This window comes from Pseudobutyrivibrio sp., from assembly GCF_015057185.1.
GTDB lineage: Bacteria > Bacillota > Clostridia > Lachnospirales > Lachnospiraceae > Pseudobutyrivibrio.
Map to the genome: position 1 here is coordinate 39,241 of NZ_SVEV01000008.1, position 18,206 is coordinate 57,446.

The following is an 18,206-nucleotide window of genomic DNA, read 5'->3' on the forward strand; positions in this document are numbered from 1 at the left end:
GTAGTAATGACAACAAATGAAAAATTAACAAAGCTTCGAGAATTGATGAATGAGAGAGGAATCGATATGTATCTTATTCCTACAGACGATTTTCATTCATCTGAGTATGTAGGAGAGCACTTTAAGGCTCGCAGCTTTATTACTGGATTTACAGGTTCAGCAGGTACAGCTATTGTTACAGCAACAGAGGCTCATTTATGGGCTGATGGCCGTTATTTTGTTCAGGCAGCAAAGCAGATTGCTGACAGCGAGATTGTTCTTGAGAGAATTGGTGAGCCTGGAGTTCCAGAGGTAGATGAGTTCATCGAAAAGAATTTACCAAAGGGCGGTTGCCTTGGTTTTGATGGACGTTGTGTTTCAGCAAAGAATGCAGCAAAGTATTCTGATATTGCAGCTGAAAAGGGTGGCAAGCTTGCTACAACAGAGGACTTAGTAGACATTATCTGGGCAGACAGACCAGAGCTTCCAAAGGCTACTACATGGGTTCTTGCAGATGAGTTTTCTGGCGAGAGCATGCCAGCTAAAATCTATCGCATCCGCGAAAAAATGAAAAAGAAAAAGGCTGATGCACATCTTGTTACTAGCCTTTATGACATTTCATATATTTTAAATATCAGAGGAAATGATATTCAAAACGTTCCAGTTTTCTTGGCATTTCTTTTGATTACAGATGATAGTGTTATCTTATTTACAGACACTACAAACTGGCCAGAGGAGTCGATGAGCTACCTCAACGACAACAACGTAAAGCTTTATCCATATGATATGGTTTACCATTACATGCAAAGCGCTGATATGGCTGACAGAAGAGTTCTTCTTGATGAGAGCATTGTAAACTACAATATCGTAAATGCACTCAAGGGCTCAGCTACTATCATCAATGGCAAAAATCCATCAGAGCTTATGCGTGCTGTTAAAAACGAGACAGAGATTAAAAACACAAGACTTGCTCATATTAAGGATGGCGTTGCTTGTACAAAGGCCATCAAATACGTTAAGGAAAACATTGGCAAAGAGCCAATGACAGAGATTACTGTTTCTGATTATTATGAAGCTAGACGTAGAGAGCAGGAGAATTTCCTGGACCTTTCATTTGGAACAATTTCTGCTTACGGACCAAATGCAGCTATGATGCACTACAGTGCAAAGCCAGGTTCAGAAGCAACACTTAAACCAGAGGGCTTCTTGCTTGTTGATTCAGGAGCACATTACCTTGAGGGTACAACAGATATCACTCGTACAATCGCTCTTGGCGAGCTTACACAGCAGATGAAGGAGTACTACACAGTAGTTCTTCGTTGCCACTTGAGACTTCTTGCAGCTAACTTCCCTAAGGGAGTTACTGGAGCAAACCTTGACATTCTTTCACGTGGACCAGTTTGGGATATGGGACTTGATTACCGTTGTGGTACAGGCCACGGCGTAGGACACATCTTAAATGTACACGAGGGACCAAACCGTTTCCATTGGAGAGTGCTTCAGGGACAGAACTCTGCAGAGATTCTTCCAGGTATGATTACAACAGACGAGCCAGGTCTTTACATTGAAGACGGCTTTGGAATTCGTATCGAAAACGAGCTCCTTTGCGTAGCAGGTGAGACTACAGAGTACGGAGACTTCCGCCACTTCGAATCCCTCACTGTATGCCCAATCGACCTTGATCCAGTTATCCCTGAGATGATGACTGAGGCCGAGAAAAAGACCCTCAACGAATACCACGCAATGGTTCGTGAAACCCTCAAACCTTATCTCACCGTGGATGAGTATGATTGGCTCGTTAAGGAAACACGTGATATCTAAGGTTGAAACATAACAGTTAATTTAAAATCTTTAATTATTAGAAGAGCCAGTAGGTAACAAGCCCTTAGAGAGTTAATTAAATCTAAGCTAGTAATAGACAAGCTCTTAGGTTACTGAATGAGGCATGTTAGCCGAATGAAGTAACACTAAGGCTTGTAACCGTAACTGGCGGACTAAAGGGAATAAACATATGAAATTATTGTTAATGGATGGACATAGCATAGCTAACAGAGCTTTTTATGGAGTGCCAGATCTTACGAATAGCGCCGGCGAGCACACCGGCGCCATTTTTGGTTTTTTGAATATGATGTTTAAGTTCATTGAGGATGAGCAGCCAGACAATTTTGCGGTGGCATTTGACGTTCATGCTCCTACATTTAGACATAAAATGTTCGACGCATACAAGGGCACACGTAAACCAATGCTTCCTGAGCTAAAGGAACAGATTCCTAGAATTCAGGAGCTTTTGCAGGCAATGGGTGTGCCAGTTATTAAAATGGAAGGTTGGGAGGCTGATGATATCCTAGGCACTCTTTCTCGCATAGGTGAAGAGAGAGGAATGGATGTAACAATCGTTTCCGGAGATAGAGATTTACTACAGCTTGCCACAGAAAAAGTAAAGATTTCTATACCAAAAACTAAGAAGACTGGAACAGAGATTGAGAATTATTATGCTGAGGATGTTAAGGCTTTATATGGTGTTACTCCAAAGCAATTTATTGATATTAAGGCTCTTATGGGAGATGCATCTGATAATATTCCTGGCGTAGAGGGAATCGGAGAAAAAACTGCATCTAATTTAATTCAGCAATATGGATCAATCGAGGAATGCCATGCTCATGTTGAGGAACTAAAACCACCAAGAGCATCCAAAAATTTGGCAGCTCAGTGGGATATAGCAGTTCTTTCAAAGGAGCTAGCTACAATCAATGTAAATGCTCCAATAGAGCTAGAAGAAGGCTGCACAAAGCTTGGCAATCTTTTCACTGAGGAGGCATATCTTCTTTGCAAGAGATACGAGCTTAAAAAGCTCCTTCCTAGATTTGAATCAACTGAGACAGAAAAGGTCATCGACAAAACCTCAGAGACCTTTAAACGTATATACGAATTAAACGAGGTAGAAGCATTCTTCACAGGACTTCAGTCTGCCGGCAAGGATTTCGTTGGTGCTAGCATTATGGCTGACGAGGATAGAACCATAAAGGGTGCAGCACTTTCAGATGGAGATGCTACCATTTACGTTGACTGTGCAGGACTCATTACACCAGAATACTTGGCAGACAAATTGATCTCTGTAAGTAAAGCTGGCGTTAGATTATGCTTCTGGGATTTGAAAAATGCAATGCATTTGCTCTTTGAATTGCTTAATGAAAATGATAAAAAAGCTGTTTTAGAAAAGGGTGGCAAATCAGAGATTTTCCCTAATGCAGTAGACGTTGCAGTGGCATCATATTTGCTTAATCCTATCAAAAAGGAATACACAGCTGATGACATTGCAAATGAGACTCTTGGAATCATCATTCCAGCCCAGGCAGATTTATTTGGAAAGAAAAAGCTAAAGGATGCACTTAATGATGACAGCTTACTTGATGCTGTTACCACATACGCTTGCTACAACGCATACGTGGCATATGCTTCCTTTGAAAAAATAATTGGTGAGATAGAAGCTCAGGGAATGGTAGATATCTTTAATAATATCGAGATGCCATTGGTGTACACATTATTTGATATGGAGCTTCAGGGCGTTGCCATGGACAAGGAAGCTCTTACAGAGTTTGGCGGAAAGCTTTCTGTTAGAATCGCAGAGCTAGAGAAAAGCATTTATGAGCAGGCTGGTGAGGAGTTCAACATCAATTCTCCAAAGCAGCTTGGAGTTATCTTATTTGAAAAACTTGGAATTGAAGGCGGCAAGAAAACTAAAACAGGCTATTCTACAGCGGCAGATGTTTTAGAAGAATTAGCACCAGCAAATCCAATAATCACAGATATTTTAGAGTATAGACAGCTGGCTAAATTAAAGAGTACATACGCTGATGGATTAGCTACCTGCGTGGCTGAGGATGGAAGAATCCATTCAACATTTATGCAGACAGTTACAGCCACAGGACGTATCAGCTCAACAGAGCCTAATTTACAGAACATTCCTATTAGAATGGAGCTTGGAAGAGAAATCCGTAAGGTATTCTATCCAAAGGATGGCTGCGTATTTTTAGATGCTGATTACTCTCAGATTGAGCTTAGAGTGTTGGCTCACATGTCAGGAGACGAAGGCCTTATCAATGCATTCAAGGCTGGCCAGGACATTCACCGTTCTACAGCTTCATTGGTCTTTAACACTCCATTTGATGAGGTTACCGACCTTCAGAGACGTAGTGCCAAGGCTGTAAACTTTGGTATTGTTTACGGTATCAGTGCCTTTGGTTTGGCAAAGGATATTGGAGTTGGCAGAAAAGAAGCTCAGGAGTATATCGACAATTACTTCATGGCTTACCCAAAGATGCATGAGTTCCTAGAAGGATTAAAGGAAAGCGCAAAGGAAACAGGCTTTGCAACAACCATGTACGGTCGTCGCCGTCCTGTCCCAGAGCTTGCTTCATCAAACTTCATGACTCGTCAGTTTGGTGAGAGAGTTGCCATGAATTCACCTATCCAGGGAACAGCCGCAGACATTATCAAAATAGCCATGGTAAAGGTTCATGATAGATTACTTGCTGAGGGGCTTAAATCAAAATTACTTCTTCAGGTTCATGATGAGCTTTTAGTTGAGACTTACATTGAGGAACAGTCACAGGTTGAGAAGCTTATTGCAGAGGAAATGGAGAATGCAGCCCAGCTTTCTGTTAAACTTGAGATAGATATGAATGCCGGAAAGAATTGGGCGGAGAGTCACTGATTATGAAATTTATAGGTGTAACAGGAGGTGTTGGGGCTGGCAAAAGCACAGTCCTTGCCCTTCTAAAAGATAATTTTAATTGCAAGGTTTTGCTAGCCGATGAAGTGGCAGCAGAGCTGATGACACCAGGCCATGATTGCTTTGATAGAGTGGTGGCTTTGAAATGGCCAGAGTCGGTGCTTGATTGTCAGGGGAAAATCGACAGACTGAAAATGGCCAAATTCATGTTTGCTGACAATAGCTTGCGTGAACAGGTCAATGACATCGTTCATCCCGCTGTAGAGCAAGAAGTACTAAATCAGGTAGAGGCCGAAAGAGAAAGACACAATATAGAGTACTTTTTCTTTGAAGCTGCATTGCTCATAGAGTGTGGTTATGGTAAACTTGTTGATGAGATGTGGTATGTTTTTGCCACAGAAAACATCAGAGAAAAGCGTTTAATGGAGTCTAGGGGTTACTCAAAAGAGCGCATCAATAATATGATGAGTTGTCAGCGCAGTGACGAGAGCTTTAGAGCTAATTGTCAGTTCGTGATTGATAACAGTGGTTCGCCAGAGGACACATTGGCGCAGATTACAAACTATATAAATTCTAAAGGGGACTAGGTTTATGGAGAAGAAGGATATTGTATTTGGACTGGATATTGGTACCAGAAACGTTATTGGTACAGTGGGTTATTTAGACGGGAATGATTTCCATGTTATAGCCCAGACTCTCAGGGAGCACGACACTAGAGCCATGCTAGATGGCCAGATTCACGACATTGGTCGAGTTGGTGCCACCTGTAATGAGGTCAAAGAAGAGCTGGAGCAAATGACAGGTCTTACATTGACAGAGGTATGTATAGCTGCCGCTGGCCGTGTGCTTCGCACTATTACTACTCATGTTGAAATGGAATATCCAGAGGAGACAGTTGTTTCCGGAGAGGATTTGCATACTCTCGATATGCTTGGTATCGAGCAGGCGGGCAAAGAAATCAAAGGCGACGAGGACAACAAATACAAATTCTTCTGCGTAGGTTACTCCACCGTTAGATACTATTTAAATGGTGATGTATTTACATCCCTCGAGGACCACAAGGCTGACGTTATAGGAGAAGATATCATTGTTACATTCCTTCCAGAGGATGTTGTTGATGGTCTTTATTCCGCAGTTGGCAAGGCAGGCCTTTCAGTAGCAAACCTTACATTGGAGCCTATAGCAGCTATTAATGTTGCTATCCCACAGAGCTTTAGAATGCTTAATATTGCCCTGATTGATGTTGGCGCAGGTACATCCGATATCTGTGTTACTAGAGACGGCAGCATCATAGCCTACGGTATGATCCCTATGGCTGGTGATGAGCTTACAGAAGTATTAGTTCACGAATTCTTAGTAGACTTTGCAACTGCTGAGTCTATCAAGAGAGCCTCTACAGAGGGTGGTGAGATTACCTACGAGGATATCATGGGCATTTCTCACACAATCAAATCAGAGGATGTTTGGAAACTTACCGACCCTGTAATGAACAAAATTGCAGGAGAGGTTTCTGAAAAGATAAAGGAGCTTAACGGTGACAAATCAGTATCAGCTGCGTTTGTTGTTGGTGGTGGTGGCAAAATCCACGGCTTTACCGAAGCTCTTGCAAAGGATTTAAAAATTATTGACGAGCGTGTAGCTCTCCGTGGCGAAGAGGTAATGAAAAACATTATCTTTGAGCAGGAGGATGTTACAAAGGATTCACTCCTTGTTACCCCTATTGGTATCTGCTTGAATTACTATGAGACAAAGAACAACTTTATCATGATTCACTTTAATGGTGAAATGATGAAGCTTTACGATAATGGACAGCTTACAATTGTGGATGCTGCTATGCAGGCAGGATTTTCTGCTGATCAGCTATTCCCTAGACGTGGTCGTGAGATTAATTTCACAGTCAACGGCGTTTCTCGTATGATTCGAGGAACAGAGGGCGAGTCTGCAATTGTTAAAATGAACGGCAAATCAGTTGGAATCAATACACCACTTGAGTTCAACTGCGATGTTGAGCTGACACCTTCTACAGTTGGTGCCGGTGGAAATGGAACAATCGCTGATTTGGCAGAGTTCACCACAGAGTATCTGTACTTTACAGTTTGTGGACACAGAGTAAAATGTCCAAAGTTTGTTGAGGTTAATGGCTCTTTGGAGCCACCTACATATTCAATTAAAGATGGGGATGTTATTGAGACTCGCCCATTCTACACAGTTGGCCAGTTAGCAGAATTTATGGATGTTACAATCGACGAGCGTTACGAGATTCTCGTTAACAACCGTCCATCCAGTGTGGATTCATTGGTATATGAAAACTTCGTTATTGATTGGACTACCACCAGCCCAGCAGCATATTCTGGAGACTATTTGGTAGACGGCGAGGAGGGATATCCTGAGGATTATCAGGTGCCTGACCAGCCAATGGCTACAATCACAGACATCCATACCAAAATGAAGCCAGAGGCCACCGAAATCACAATAACCATCAACGGTCAGAAAAAGAAGCTTTCTGGCAAAAAGGATTATATCTTTGTTGATGTTTACAATCTCATCCGATTTGACCCTAACGAAAGCAACGGAAGACCGCTCATCACCAAAATCAATGGAAAGAAGTGTGGTTATTCCGATGAGCTTCATGCGGATGATGAGGTCGAGGTTTATTGGGGAGAGTAAGTAGGGGGGGCCCTTTAGGGGAGAACCTGCTTACCACAGCGCGCCCATCGCGAAGCGATTTTTAAATGGGTGCGCTTTCCCGTAAAGTAGGGGGACCCTGTTTTCCCGCAAAAATAATAGAAAGTAGTTTAAAGTAATGGATTTTTTTAGTATTGCAAGTGGTAGCAGCGGCAACTGCATTTGTGTTGGAGATGACAGCACACATGTAATGATTGATGCCGGAATTTCTGGAAAGCGTATCGAGGCTGGGATGAACAAGTATGATTACACCACAGCCGATATGCAGGGGTTACTTGTGACCCACGAACATTCAGATCACGTGTCAGGATTGGGGGTTATTTCTAGGAAATATCACATTCCAATCTATGGAACCGCTGGTACCATTAGGGCAATACGTTCTATGAAAAGCCTTGGCGCTATTGATGACACACTTTTTCATGTCATCAAAGCGGATGAGGATTTCTCTATAGGTAGTCTTACAATTCACCCATTTCGTATTAGCCATGATGCGGCAGATCCAGTTGCATATCGTATAGAAAATACTAAGTCTAAGGTTGCAGTCTGCACTGACTTAGGGTATTATGATGCAAACATTGTTGAAAATTTGACAAATTTGGACGCTATGTTACTGGAAGCTAATCATGATATCCACATGCTTGAGGTAGGGTCGTATCCTTACCCACTAAAGCAGAGAATACTTGGAGACCATGGCCATTTATCAAATGAAGCCAGCGGGCGACTTCTCAGTAAAGTCCTCCATGACAATGTAAAACACGTATTTTTAGGACATCTCAGTCATGAAAATAATTATCCAGATTTAGCGTACGAGACCGTTCGCCTGGAGGTTACTATGGATCAAAGCACTCCATACAACGCCAGTGATTTCAATATAACAGTTGCATCTCGCTGCGAAGTATCCGAGCGCGTAGTTATATAAAAGGAGAATAAAAATGGAAAACAAGGTCATAATTACTGTAGTTGGTAAAGATACTGTGGGTATCATCGCTCGCATCTGCACATACTTAGCAGATAATGGAGTTAATGTTTTGGATATTACACAGACTATTGTTCAGGGATTTTTCAACATGATGATGATTGTTGACATCGAAAAGGCAACAAAGAAGTTCGGAGAACTCCAAAAGGACCTCGAGGCACTTGGAGGAGAAATCGGAGTTCAGGTTAAGGCACAGAAAGAAGCTATATTTGATGAGATGCACCGAATTTAAGTATTTTTCTTCGAAAAATACTTAAATTCGGTGCTTAATTGGAGGACACATGGTAACTTTAAAAGAAGTAATAGAGACAAACAAAATGGTGGAGGAGCAGACTCTTGATGTCCGCACAATCACTATCGGTATTAGCCTTCTTGAGTGCATTGACTCAGATTTAAATAAGGTTAATGAAAATGTATATAATCGCATCACTACTGTTGCAAAGGATTTGGACAAGGTAGCAAAGGAAATCGAGAGAGACTACGGTATTCCTATTGTTAACCGTCGTATTTCTGTTACACCTATTGCACTTATCGGTGGTGCTGCTTGCAAGAAGCCAGAGGATTTTGTCACTTTGGCTCATACACTTGACCGCGCAGCTGAGGCTGTCGGCGCTAATCTTATCGGTGGCTATTCTGCCCTTGTTTCAAAAGGAATGACTACAGCAGATGAAATGCTTATCCGTTCTATTCCACAGGCTCTTTCAGAGACACAGAGAGTTTGTAGTTCTGTTAATTTGGCTTCCACAAAAACTGGTATTAATATGGATGCTGTTCGCCTTATGGGTGATATTTTACTTCAGGTTGCTGACGCCTCTAAGGATAGAGATTCAGTTGACTGTATGAAGCTTGTTGTATTCTGCAATGCTCCAGATGACAACCCATTCATGGCTGGTGCATTCCACGGTGTTACTGAGGCAGATGCTATTATCAATGTTGGTGTTTCTGGTCCTGGTGTTGTTAAAAAGGCTCTTGAGTCAGTTCGTGGAGAGAGCTTTGAGGTACTTTGCGAGACAATCAAAAAGACAGCATTCAAGGTTACCCGTGTGGGACAGCTTGTAGCACAGGAAGCTTCAAAGAGACTTGGTATTCCATTTGGAATTATCGACCTTTCACTTGCACCTACTCCAGCAATTGGAGATTCAGTTGCTGATATTCTTTGTGAAATCGGTCTTGAGTACGCAGGTGCCCCTGGTACAACAGCTGCTCTTGCAATGCTTAACGATCAGGTTAAAAAGGGTGGCGTAATGGCAAGCTCTTATGTAGGTGGTCTTTCAGGTGCATTCATTCCTGTATCAGAGGATCAGGGTATGATTAATTCTGTTGAGGCTGGCGCAATCACACTTGAAAAGCTTGAGGCTATGACATGTGTATGCTCAGTAGGTCTTGATATGATTGCTATCCCAGGAGACACACCAGCAACTACAATTTCTGGTATGATTGCTGATGAGATGGCACTTGGTATGGTCAACCAAAAGACTACAGCAGCCAGACTTATCCCTGTTATCGGCAAAACTGTTGGTGATACAGTTGAATTTGGTGGATTATTCGGTTATGCACCTATCATGCCTGTTAATAAGTTCTCTTGTGCAGACTTTATTAATAGAGAAGGACGTATTCCAGCACCTATCCACTCATTCAAGAACTAAATTTTTTAACAATTATAAATTCCCTATTGTGATATACTGAGGATATCATGATAGGGGATTTTTTTCTTTATATGTATGAGGAGGCTTTATGGCATATTTTCCAATGTTCGTAGATTTAACAGATTCCAACTGTCTAGTAGTAGGTGGTGGAAGTGTAGCTCTCAGAAAAGTAAATGTATTACTTGATTTTGGAGCAAAGGTTCATGTTATTGCAAGAGAGATTAGTATGGAGCTGGCAGCACTTTCAGAGGAGACAGACCATCTTCTTTTGGAGCAACGTGAATTTGAAATATATGATTTACAGGATCGCAGATTAGTTGTAGCAGCAACTAGTGATAATGAATTGAATCAGCAGATTTCATCTATATGTAAAGAGGGTAATATTCCTGTAAATGTAGTGGATTGTCAGGAGTTATGCACTTTCATTTTTCCTTCATACTTGAAGGAACAAAATCTTGTTGGAGCTTTTTCTAGTTCTGGAAATAGCCCAGCACTTACTCAGTTTTTACGCAATAAAGAAAAAGAAGTTCTTACACCTAAGCTTGGTGAACTAAATGAAATGCTAGGACGTTGGAGAAAGCCGATATTTGAGCTTTTCCCAATGGAAAGTGCAAGAAAAAGTGCTTTCGAGCAGCTTATTGACTACGCTCTTTGCTATGATGGAATCCCAACAGACGAAGAAGTAGAGGAGTTGCTTGGTGCAATTAGTATGACTCTATAGGTATGCATTTTAATCGGGGAGTGGGATGAGGTTTTTACATAAGAAAAAAATTTTTAATTCCAATGACAAAAAAATAATTACGGAAGGGGTAAGATTCATAGAGGATGAGCTAAAGGCTTCGAAAACTAATAAAAAGCTCATGGTTCGATCTATGCTCCTTTCCGAGGAGATACTTGTGCATCTTCTGGAGGCAGTAGGGGAAGATACCGACATTAGCATTAGTATCCGTAGACTATTCTCAGATACAGAGATTGTCATCAAGGCAAGAGGTCAGGAATTGATTCCTACACAGGTGGATGTGGAAGGAATAGAGGACATTTCCCAATTGGGAGATGAAGACCTACAAACGGCAATCCGTGCTATTCTTCTGAAGTCCCAGGGTGAGCAGTTAAAATTCTCCTATAAAAATGGTATCAATCAGATACGAATCATGGTTGGACAGGCTAAAAAGTCCATGCTTGTGCAAACTGTAAGGGCAATGGTGCTTGGCCTTATAATTGGACTTGCCTTAAAACATGTTGCTTCACCGGCAGTTACTGCAGCTGTATGCCATAATGTATTAGAGCCGATTAAAACAATTTTTATGAATGCTCTGCAAATTATCATCGCACCAGTTGTGTTCTTTTCCATTGTCACTTGTTTTTCTCAATACAAAAATATAAGAGAAATAGGGCGAATTGGCATAAAAGTCATGGGCATGTATACAATGACAACCGTAATTGCGGTATGCCTATCAATGGCCATAACAAATATTGCAACCACCGAAGAATTTGGATTTGCCAAGGATATATTTAATACCGATGTGGCCATCAATGTAGACGCAGAAGGGACGTCCTCTGTACTGGAGACAATTGTTGGTATAGTGCCAGCGAATTTTCTGTCTCCATTTATAGAATCAAACACACTGCAGATTATTTTCCTTGCAGTTTTATGTGGGTTAGCAGTAGGTATGATTGGGGAGTATTCTAAAATGCTTCAGGATTTTTTTGAGGCATGCAATTCACTGTTTCTTACAATAACTTCCTTGATTACCCAGTTTATTCCACTGGCAGTATTTTCATCACTAGTACTTATTATTAGCAGCATAAAAATGCAGACTCTGGCGTCGCTGCTGGGGATGATAGGTAAGTACCTAATGGCCATAGCATCAATGTTAATTGTTTATGGGTTGCTTATTCTTATTTTTACACGGCTCGATCCCATTAGATTTTACAAAAATAACAGAGAGGGCATGATAACAGGATTTACATTAGCCTCAAGCAATGCAGCCATGCCAACCAATATAAGAAACTGCGTTAATAAAATGGGAATAGCACCAAAGATTGCCAATTTCTCAATTCCACTAGGGGCTACGGTAAATATGGATGGAACCAGTATTTTCCTGACAATCATGGGACTGTTCTTAGCCAGAGCCTACGGGGTGGAGGTTCCTAGTGCATCACTGGTGTCTCTTGCCATTACAATTATTCTTTTATCCTTAGGTTCACCTGGTGTACCAGGTGGTAGTATAGTGTGCCTTGGTGTTGTACTTCCTTCGATTGGAGTTCCAATTGAGGGAATTGGATTGATTCTCGCTATTTATCCATTTATGGACATGTTCAACACAATGCTTAATACTACAGGGGATGTTGCTGTAGCAGTGATTGTAGCCAAATCAGAAAAATCAATAGACACGGACATATTTTACGGGCAATCAAAATAAGATTGCCTTTTTTTGCAAATAAAAATTTTTTGCACCCGATTTTGGGTATTAGGGGTATTAGTTAGTAAGAGGAAGAAATTTAAACTATTCAATTACAATAAAAGAAATTATCTAGTGGAGGTGTTCATATGCCAGTAACAAATTTAGGTCAAGCATTAAACATTGAAAATGATCCTACATTTTCGCAGGGAATCACAGAGGCATTAAATACTTTCATAAATAATGTTATGACGAATGGCACTCAAAAGAATGAGAGATGGAAACAAAACAAAGCAAGTAAACTGTCAAAGGTTGGTGTCAGAGAGTTTACAGAGTTTCCATGGTCTATGGCCGAGGACCAATATGCTCCACTTGACGATGCTAAATACCAGCAAACAATAAATTATGCTTTTGTATCAAAGGATGTACGGGAAAAGATGATGGACGAATTTTATGATACAAGGGCAGCTGTTGATTATAGAAACTTTGACTTTTCAGCATTATTGGGACAGGGTGTGTCAGCAGACCCTGCAAGAGAAGGACTTAGTCAAAGTGAAAAGGACGTAGTCAGATTCATTTCTCATATGGTATCGTCCCAAACTGAGGGTGCATTCAAAAAAGAAAACCCAGATTATTACAATGAAAGAATGCAACTATTGACTCCACAGGAACAATTCATGGCAAGAGTGAATTCCGAGTATTTGACAGCAGCGTGGGTACCTGTAGAGTATATGCTAAAAAAGAAACATGGCTATCAGAGTAATTGGGCATTCGAGCAAAATAATATTGATAGCTACAATGAGGGTATCAATAATTACTCAAATGCATTTGCTACCCTTGCTGAAAATATGGAAGTTGCCCATCAGATATATAGCTATAGGATGGCAATGGTAAAGAATGAGCCAAATCCACCACAGCCAGTTATAAAATTCAAGGTTCCAGACCGTTGGAATCCTCTACATCTAAAAGAATTTGGTCAGAGATTAGAGAATAGAGATACATCACAACATTTAAGAAACTTTGATCATGAGTTTGAGGCTTGCCAAAACATGTACGATGCAATGTTTGGCCATTTTAAGACACCTATGGGTGTGGTAAATCCTGAAATTAAGGAATTTGACAATATATTTATAGATAACAGATCAGTTGCAGACTATTGTAGTAAGTTTGCTCCACAAAATGTGGAAGACAAAATAAAAGTATATAAAGCCACTATAGTCAGTGCAATTTTAAGTGGTGATCACACCGTTGAAACAGCTGTACGATATATGAAACCTGATGGCAATATGGACGTGAAGCTATTTGCAGTAGAACCTGATTTGACTGCAGTGGCAAGAAGAGAGAATGCTAGACATAGCTGGTTCAGAAGATTATTTAATTGGGGACCATTCAAGTTAGACAATGCAAAAAGAAGACAGGCTAGAAGAATTGCAGCTGACACAGCACAGAGCCGAAGTGCTAGACATACAGCTATAGAGGGACGGTACCATGTTGCAAAACCAACAACAGATAATCCAAAACAGATAATTTTCCCTGAAAATGAGCCTGTAAAAATAAAGGATGAGGTTAGAGGGGTTTATAAGCAGGCATATGAAAACTGGTTAACAACGTTACGCGAAAAAAGAGTTGGAGAAAAGATAAATCAGCTAAATGTCAATAAACAAGATTGGAATACAACCAAATCAATGATTGCAGCCATAGATAGAATTGGTGTAGGAAATACTATTAAAATTTTTACAAGAAATGACGATTTGGCCCTGGCAAGTGATGATACAGTAGGCTCTACCTATAAGAAGGCTATAGAAACATACAAAGCTATGCCAGATAATTATCAACCAACTATTTCTAAAAGAGAAGCCTTTGATAGATTGATGAATTATTTCTTCAAGCATGGCGGACTGGAAAATGAAAATGCATCATTTATAGTCGATGCGGCAGGGGGATTGGCTGTAACAGAAGAACAAAAGAAGTTTGCTAATTCATTAGCTGTTATGAATGAAGGCAGAGAACAATACGATAAAAATATAATGGGATTAGCTAATTTGCGGGATAAGGGAGTTAAGCTTGGACCAGAAAATGTGAAGGATTTTGATAAGAATCAAATTCAAAAAAATGTTAACAAGATTCTATGTGATTCTGTTATAAAGCAGCTTTCAGAAAAAAAGCCATTTGATAATTCGATTCTTCAAAGCCAGGAAGTTCAGAAGATTAACAAATTAGCAGAAAACGATGGCAAAGAGTATAAACACCTAGTAGAAAGTGTAGTCAAAGAAGCAAATCTTGATGAAAATAGAGAGATTACAGCTGAGGAACAATTGAAAAACATTCATGCAAACATCGATAAAGTACCTGAAAACATCAAGAGCGCTATAGAAAAAGTAATAGCAAAGAATCAACCAGTTGCAGAGAATAATCTAAATCCACAGAAGCAGGTGGAGAAAAATATACAGGTACAGGCACATAATCAAAATCCAGTATTGGCATAAATAAAGCAAAAGCCAGGAGGATAACAATACTATTATTCAATAATATTTTCCTAAGTCATTTCATTGGAGGGGAATAAAATGGGGACTTTCTCAGAAAAAGAAGTAGAACATTTTCTATCCAAATTGGAGCAGGCTTACAACAGTGTTCATAAGGAACATGGAGATTTTAATATAGCCAAACTTAAATATGAGCATGTTGTGCCTGCAGAACTGCGTCATTTAATCACTAGGGATGTTTTTCAGAAGTTTGTTGAGAAACGTATGAAGATATCTAACATCGATTCAAGTGATGACGATTCAGAGACCTTAGAGGATGAAATACGTGAAGAGGAAGAAGAGGAACTTGAGAAAGAGAAGAAGAGACAGCTGCAATTAAAAAATATATCCTCTGAAATCATCCAAAAAATGCTTAAGAAGCGAGAAGAAACTGCGGCAAAAATAAAGCGTGCTAGTGATAATAATTCTGAAAAAAGTGCGCCTGAAGAAGGTGCGTGTGAAGAAACTGAGGAACAGCCAGAAGCTTCAAAGCCTGAGAATATCATGAAGATGTAGCATCGAAAACATTTTAGATATAATCTTTGGGATGTTAGTGAAAGAAGCTTCATTTTAGGAGGGGAAAACTATGCCAAAATACACTGAAGAAGAATTGATGAATATGGATGCTATAGCTACAGCATTTTTTGAACAGTATAATTTTAGTAAAAATATGGAGTATGAGGATATAAAATACTATGCCCAGCTTGCATATGGATACAAAGTTGATAATGTTGAGCAGTGGACAGAAAATGTGGAGAATGCAGAGGCTGAAGAGGTAAATAGGCTAGTTGATGTCCAACATAATTTGCAGAATCTTTTGCAAAATGTTCAAAAAAGAAGTTTAGAGAGATACAAGAATGATAATAATAAGCCTAAAACTGAACAGAATTTTGCAGTAAAAAGTTTAAAGTATGAGGATGTAATACCAGAAGAAGCACGCCATCTCATTCTACAGGGGGATTATCTTAGAATACGTGATGAAATATGTTCAAAATTTGAAAAAGAGTATAACGAGTTTCATCTAAAGGAAAGTGAAGAAAGAGAAGCTGAAAATGCCAAAATACAGAATTCTGGTTTAGATAAAGAAGCTTATGAGGCAATAAAGGAAGACAGAGAGTATAAGTATTTATTAGCTGAGAAAGCAAAACTAGAAACCAAGATTAAGGACTTAAAAGAGAAATATGGAAATGATAAGGAGCAATATGAGAAACTCAAGGCCACAGTGCAACAGGGTATAGACATATATGATGAGAAATTGCAAGCCCGCGCTTCAACAATTTGTCCTGGTATATACCAAAAGCAGGCTTCTGATAGAGAAGCAGCATTGTTTAAGTTAGAGCAGAGCTTTAACAAGAAGGTCGACGACAAGTTTAAGGAAATTGATAAGAAGATAAAAGATGAGTTTGATAAAGCCATCAAAGATAGAATTAAGGAGGAAAACAAAAGAATACAGCCATCTGTTCAGAATTTTATAAAAGCCAATATCGAACCTGCAGCTAATGAGATAAAGGCTAAGCAAGTACAGAGTAAGAAAAAATTAAACTATTCGAATGTAGATGAAGATTATTCTGAAATCGAAAACAACATTATTTCAGAAAATGAAAAGAAGAAATCTAGAGAAGAAGCGATGATTGGGGAACAGAATCTGGCAAAAAAGCTTGCTAATTTAATGAATTATGAGGATAAATTGCCAGGACAGCTTCTCAATGCTATTAAAAATGATTGGAGTTTTGGGGCTGTTCCATATAATAGAGATCATTTTATGGATGACCCTAATGCTGAGGTTCAGCCTGTATACGATAGACTGCGTGATTATCAAGATGCCTACCAAAGAGAAATCATAGCCGTAAAGGATACATTTGAGGTTGATAAAGTAAATTTCAGAGTGGCACATTTTGACCATTTTGAAAGAATTAGCGGAATCCATAAGATTTTAAAGGATAACAAGAAAACAGGTCTAACAAAAAATTCAACGGAGTATAAGGCTGTCCTGACAGAGTTGGATACATATGAAAAGGGTTTAATAGAAAAAGGCTGGTACGATGTTGTAAAAGCTGAAAAGGAGGGTAGAAAGCTTACTCCTGAACAAGAGCAAATGAAAGTAGATATGCTTGATCAGTTAGATAGAGTATTTGAATCAGCATCTACTTATATGATAAAAAAAGGACCTGAGAAAAAGAACTGGGGACATGGACAAGCAAGATATGAGCTTATGTATTTGCTCTGCGATGAAATATATGCTAGAGGTGGTCATGCGGCTGAGGCACAGGCACGAGAAGCAAGAATTGAAAAGGAAGTGCGAGCACATAAGCAAACTGCTTCGGCCTATCTCCATCAGATAAAGAATGCTGCATTTGGTGGTGCTGATATTACTGCAAAATATCAGGGCAAAATAACAGCTGCTATAGAGGGTACTGCACGAGTCCCTGGCACCAGAGCTGAAATCGCTCGAAAACATGCTGAGTATATGAACAAAGGTTCCAACGAAATCATTAATCCAGCAAATAATGTGATTCCAAATATTTAAATAGAAAAAAACCATTTCTCCACATAGCCGGGGAAATGGTTTTTTTGTGTCTTAAAAGTGAATATTTTGCGTCAAATGTTATAAATGTGTGTACTATATTGTTTTTTTTTTTTTAGTTTCTTAGAATAAATTCATAGTATGGGTCGAAGTCTGACAACTTAGCCCATAGCGCGAAGAAAAAGTGAAATGATATGAAAAATATTTATTGAAATTTGCACCGATTTGTTCATCAGAAAGGTTTTACTTATGAACGGAGAAACAATAGTACGAACATACAGTGATATGGTATACGGAGTCGCGATGCGGTACGTAAAGAATCCTACAGACGCAGATGATGTATATGCAGATGTGTTCTACAGGTATTTTCGTAGAGAAAGGACCTTTGAAAGCGAAGAACATCGAAAAGCATGGCTGCTGAGAGTAACCATTAATTCGGCAAAGGATTTCCTTATTAAACGAAAGTTCGATGTAAGCAAAGATGATGACCTATTCGATGAATCATTGATGTCCGTAACGTTTTCTGGCACAGATATTTCTCAAGAGGAAATACTAGATGTTCGAAATGCCTTGAAAAAACTAAAGGAAGAAAGAAGAGAGGTTATCGAACTTTATTATTTCAATGGACTTAATACTAAACAGATAGCAGATATGCTTCAAAAACCAGAGAACACCATAAAATCAGAGCTATTACGAGGCAGAAAGGAACTAAAGGAATATCTTTCAAAGTAAGAGGAAGA

13 protein-coding genes are annotated in these 18,206 nt (G+C 39.7%); all 13 read left to right on the forward strand.

What is annotated here, in order from left to right; translation table 11 throughout:
• Nucleotides 1-6 precede the first annotated feature (6 nt).
• The 13 genes from E7276_RS04670 (at nt 7) to E7276_RS04730 (ending at nt 18,198) form a co-directional block, all read left to right on the forward strand.
• Nucleotides 7-1,800, forward strand: coding sequence for an aminopeptidase P family protein (locus E7276_RS04670; RefSeq protein ID WP_294214344.1), 1,794 nt, complete (start codon nt 7-9; stop codon nt 1,798-1,800).
• 190 nt (nt 1,801-1,990) lie between these two features.
• Nucleotides 1,991-4,693 carry a DNA polymerase I gene (polA, locus tag E7276_RS04675; RefSeq protein ID WP_294214346.1) on the forward strand — a complete coding sequence of 901 codons (2,703 nt, stop codon included), beginning with the start codon at nt 1,991-1,993 and terminating at the stop codon, nt 4,691-4,693.
• Nucleotides 4,694-4,695: 2 nt separating this feature from the next.
• A complete protein-coding gene (coaE, locus tag E7276_RS04680) occupies nt 4,696-5,298 on the forward strand; it encodes a dephospho-CoA kinase (protein WP_294214347.1) in 603 nt (200 codons plus the stop codon).
• A 4-nt stretch (nt 5,299-5,302) separates the two neighbouring features.
• A complete protein-coding gene (locus E7276_RS04685) occupies nt 5,303-7,378 on the forward strand; it encodes a cell division FtsA domain-containing protein (protein WP_294214350.1) in 2,076 nt (691 codons plus the stop codon).
• 136 nt (nt 7,379-7,514) lie between these two features.
• The gene (locus E7276_RS04690; RefSeq protein WP_294214352.1) at nt 7,515-8,315 is read left to right on the forward strand and encodes an MBL fold metallo-hydrolase; all 801 of its coding nucleotides are present in this window, start codon (nt 7,515-7,517) and stop codon (nt 8,313-8,315) included.
• A gap of 13 nt (nt 8,316-8,328) precedes the next feature.
• Nucleotides 8,329-8,604, forward strand: a complete 276-nt coding sequence (locus E7276_RS04695) for an ACT domain-containing protein (RefSeq protein ID WP_294214355.1) — start codon at nt 8,329-8,331, stop codon at nt 8,602-8,604.
• A gap of 49 nt (nt 8,605-8,653) precedes the next feature.
• Nucleotides 8,654-10,018 (forward strand): PFL family protein, encoded by a 1,365-nt coding sequence (locus E7276_RS04700; protein ID WP_294214357.1) that lies wholly within the window; start codon nt 8,654-8,656, stop codon nt 10,016-10,018.
• Nucleotides 10,019-10,106: 88 nt separating this feature from the next.
• On the forward strand, nt 10,107-10,739 hold the full coding sequence (locus E7276_RS04705) for a precorrin-2 dehydrogenase/sirohydrochlorin ferrochelatase family protein (RefSeq protein ID WP_294214360.1): 633 nt from the start codon (nt 10,107-10,109) through the stop codon (nt 10,737-10,739).
• A gap of 25 nt (nt 10,740-10,764) precedes the next feature.
• A complete protein-coding gene (locus E7276_RS04710; RefSeq protein ID WP_294214365.1) occupies nt 10,765-12,441 on the forward strand; it encodes a dicarboxylate/amino acid:cation symporter in 1,677 nt (558 codons plus the stop codon).
• Between the two features lie 128 nt (nt 12,442-12,569).
• The gene (locus tag E7276_RS04715; RefSeq protein ID WP_294214368.1) at nt 12,570-14,906 is read left to right on the forward strand and encodes a hypothetical protein; all 2,337 of its coding nucleotides are present in this window, start codon (nt 12,570-12,572) and stop codon (nt 14,904-14,906) included.
• Nucleotides 14,907-14,984: 78 nt separating this feature from the next.
• A complete protein-coding gene (locus tag E7276_RS04720; RefSeq protein ID WP_294214371.1) occupies nt 14,985-15,458 on the forward strand; it encodes a hypothetical protein in 474 nt (157 codons plus the stop codon).
• A 70-nt stretch (nt 15,459-15,528) separates the two neighbouring features.
• On the forward strand, nt 15,529-17,469 hold the full coding sequence (locus E7276_RS04725; RefSeq protein WP_294214373.1) for a hypothetical protein: 1,941 nt from the start codon (nt 15,529-15,531) through the stop codon (nt 17,467-17,469).
• A 246-nt stretch (nt 17,470-17,715) separates the two neighbouring features.
• The gene (locus tag E7276_RS04730; RefSeq protein ID WP_294214376.1) at nt 17,716-18,198 is read left to right on the forward strand and encodes an RNA polymerase sigma factor; all 483 of its coding nucleotides are present in this window, start codon (nt 17,716-17,718) and stop codon (nt 18,196-18,198) included.
• Nucleotides 18,199-18,206 lie beyond the last annotated feature (8 nt).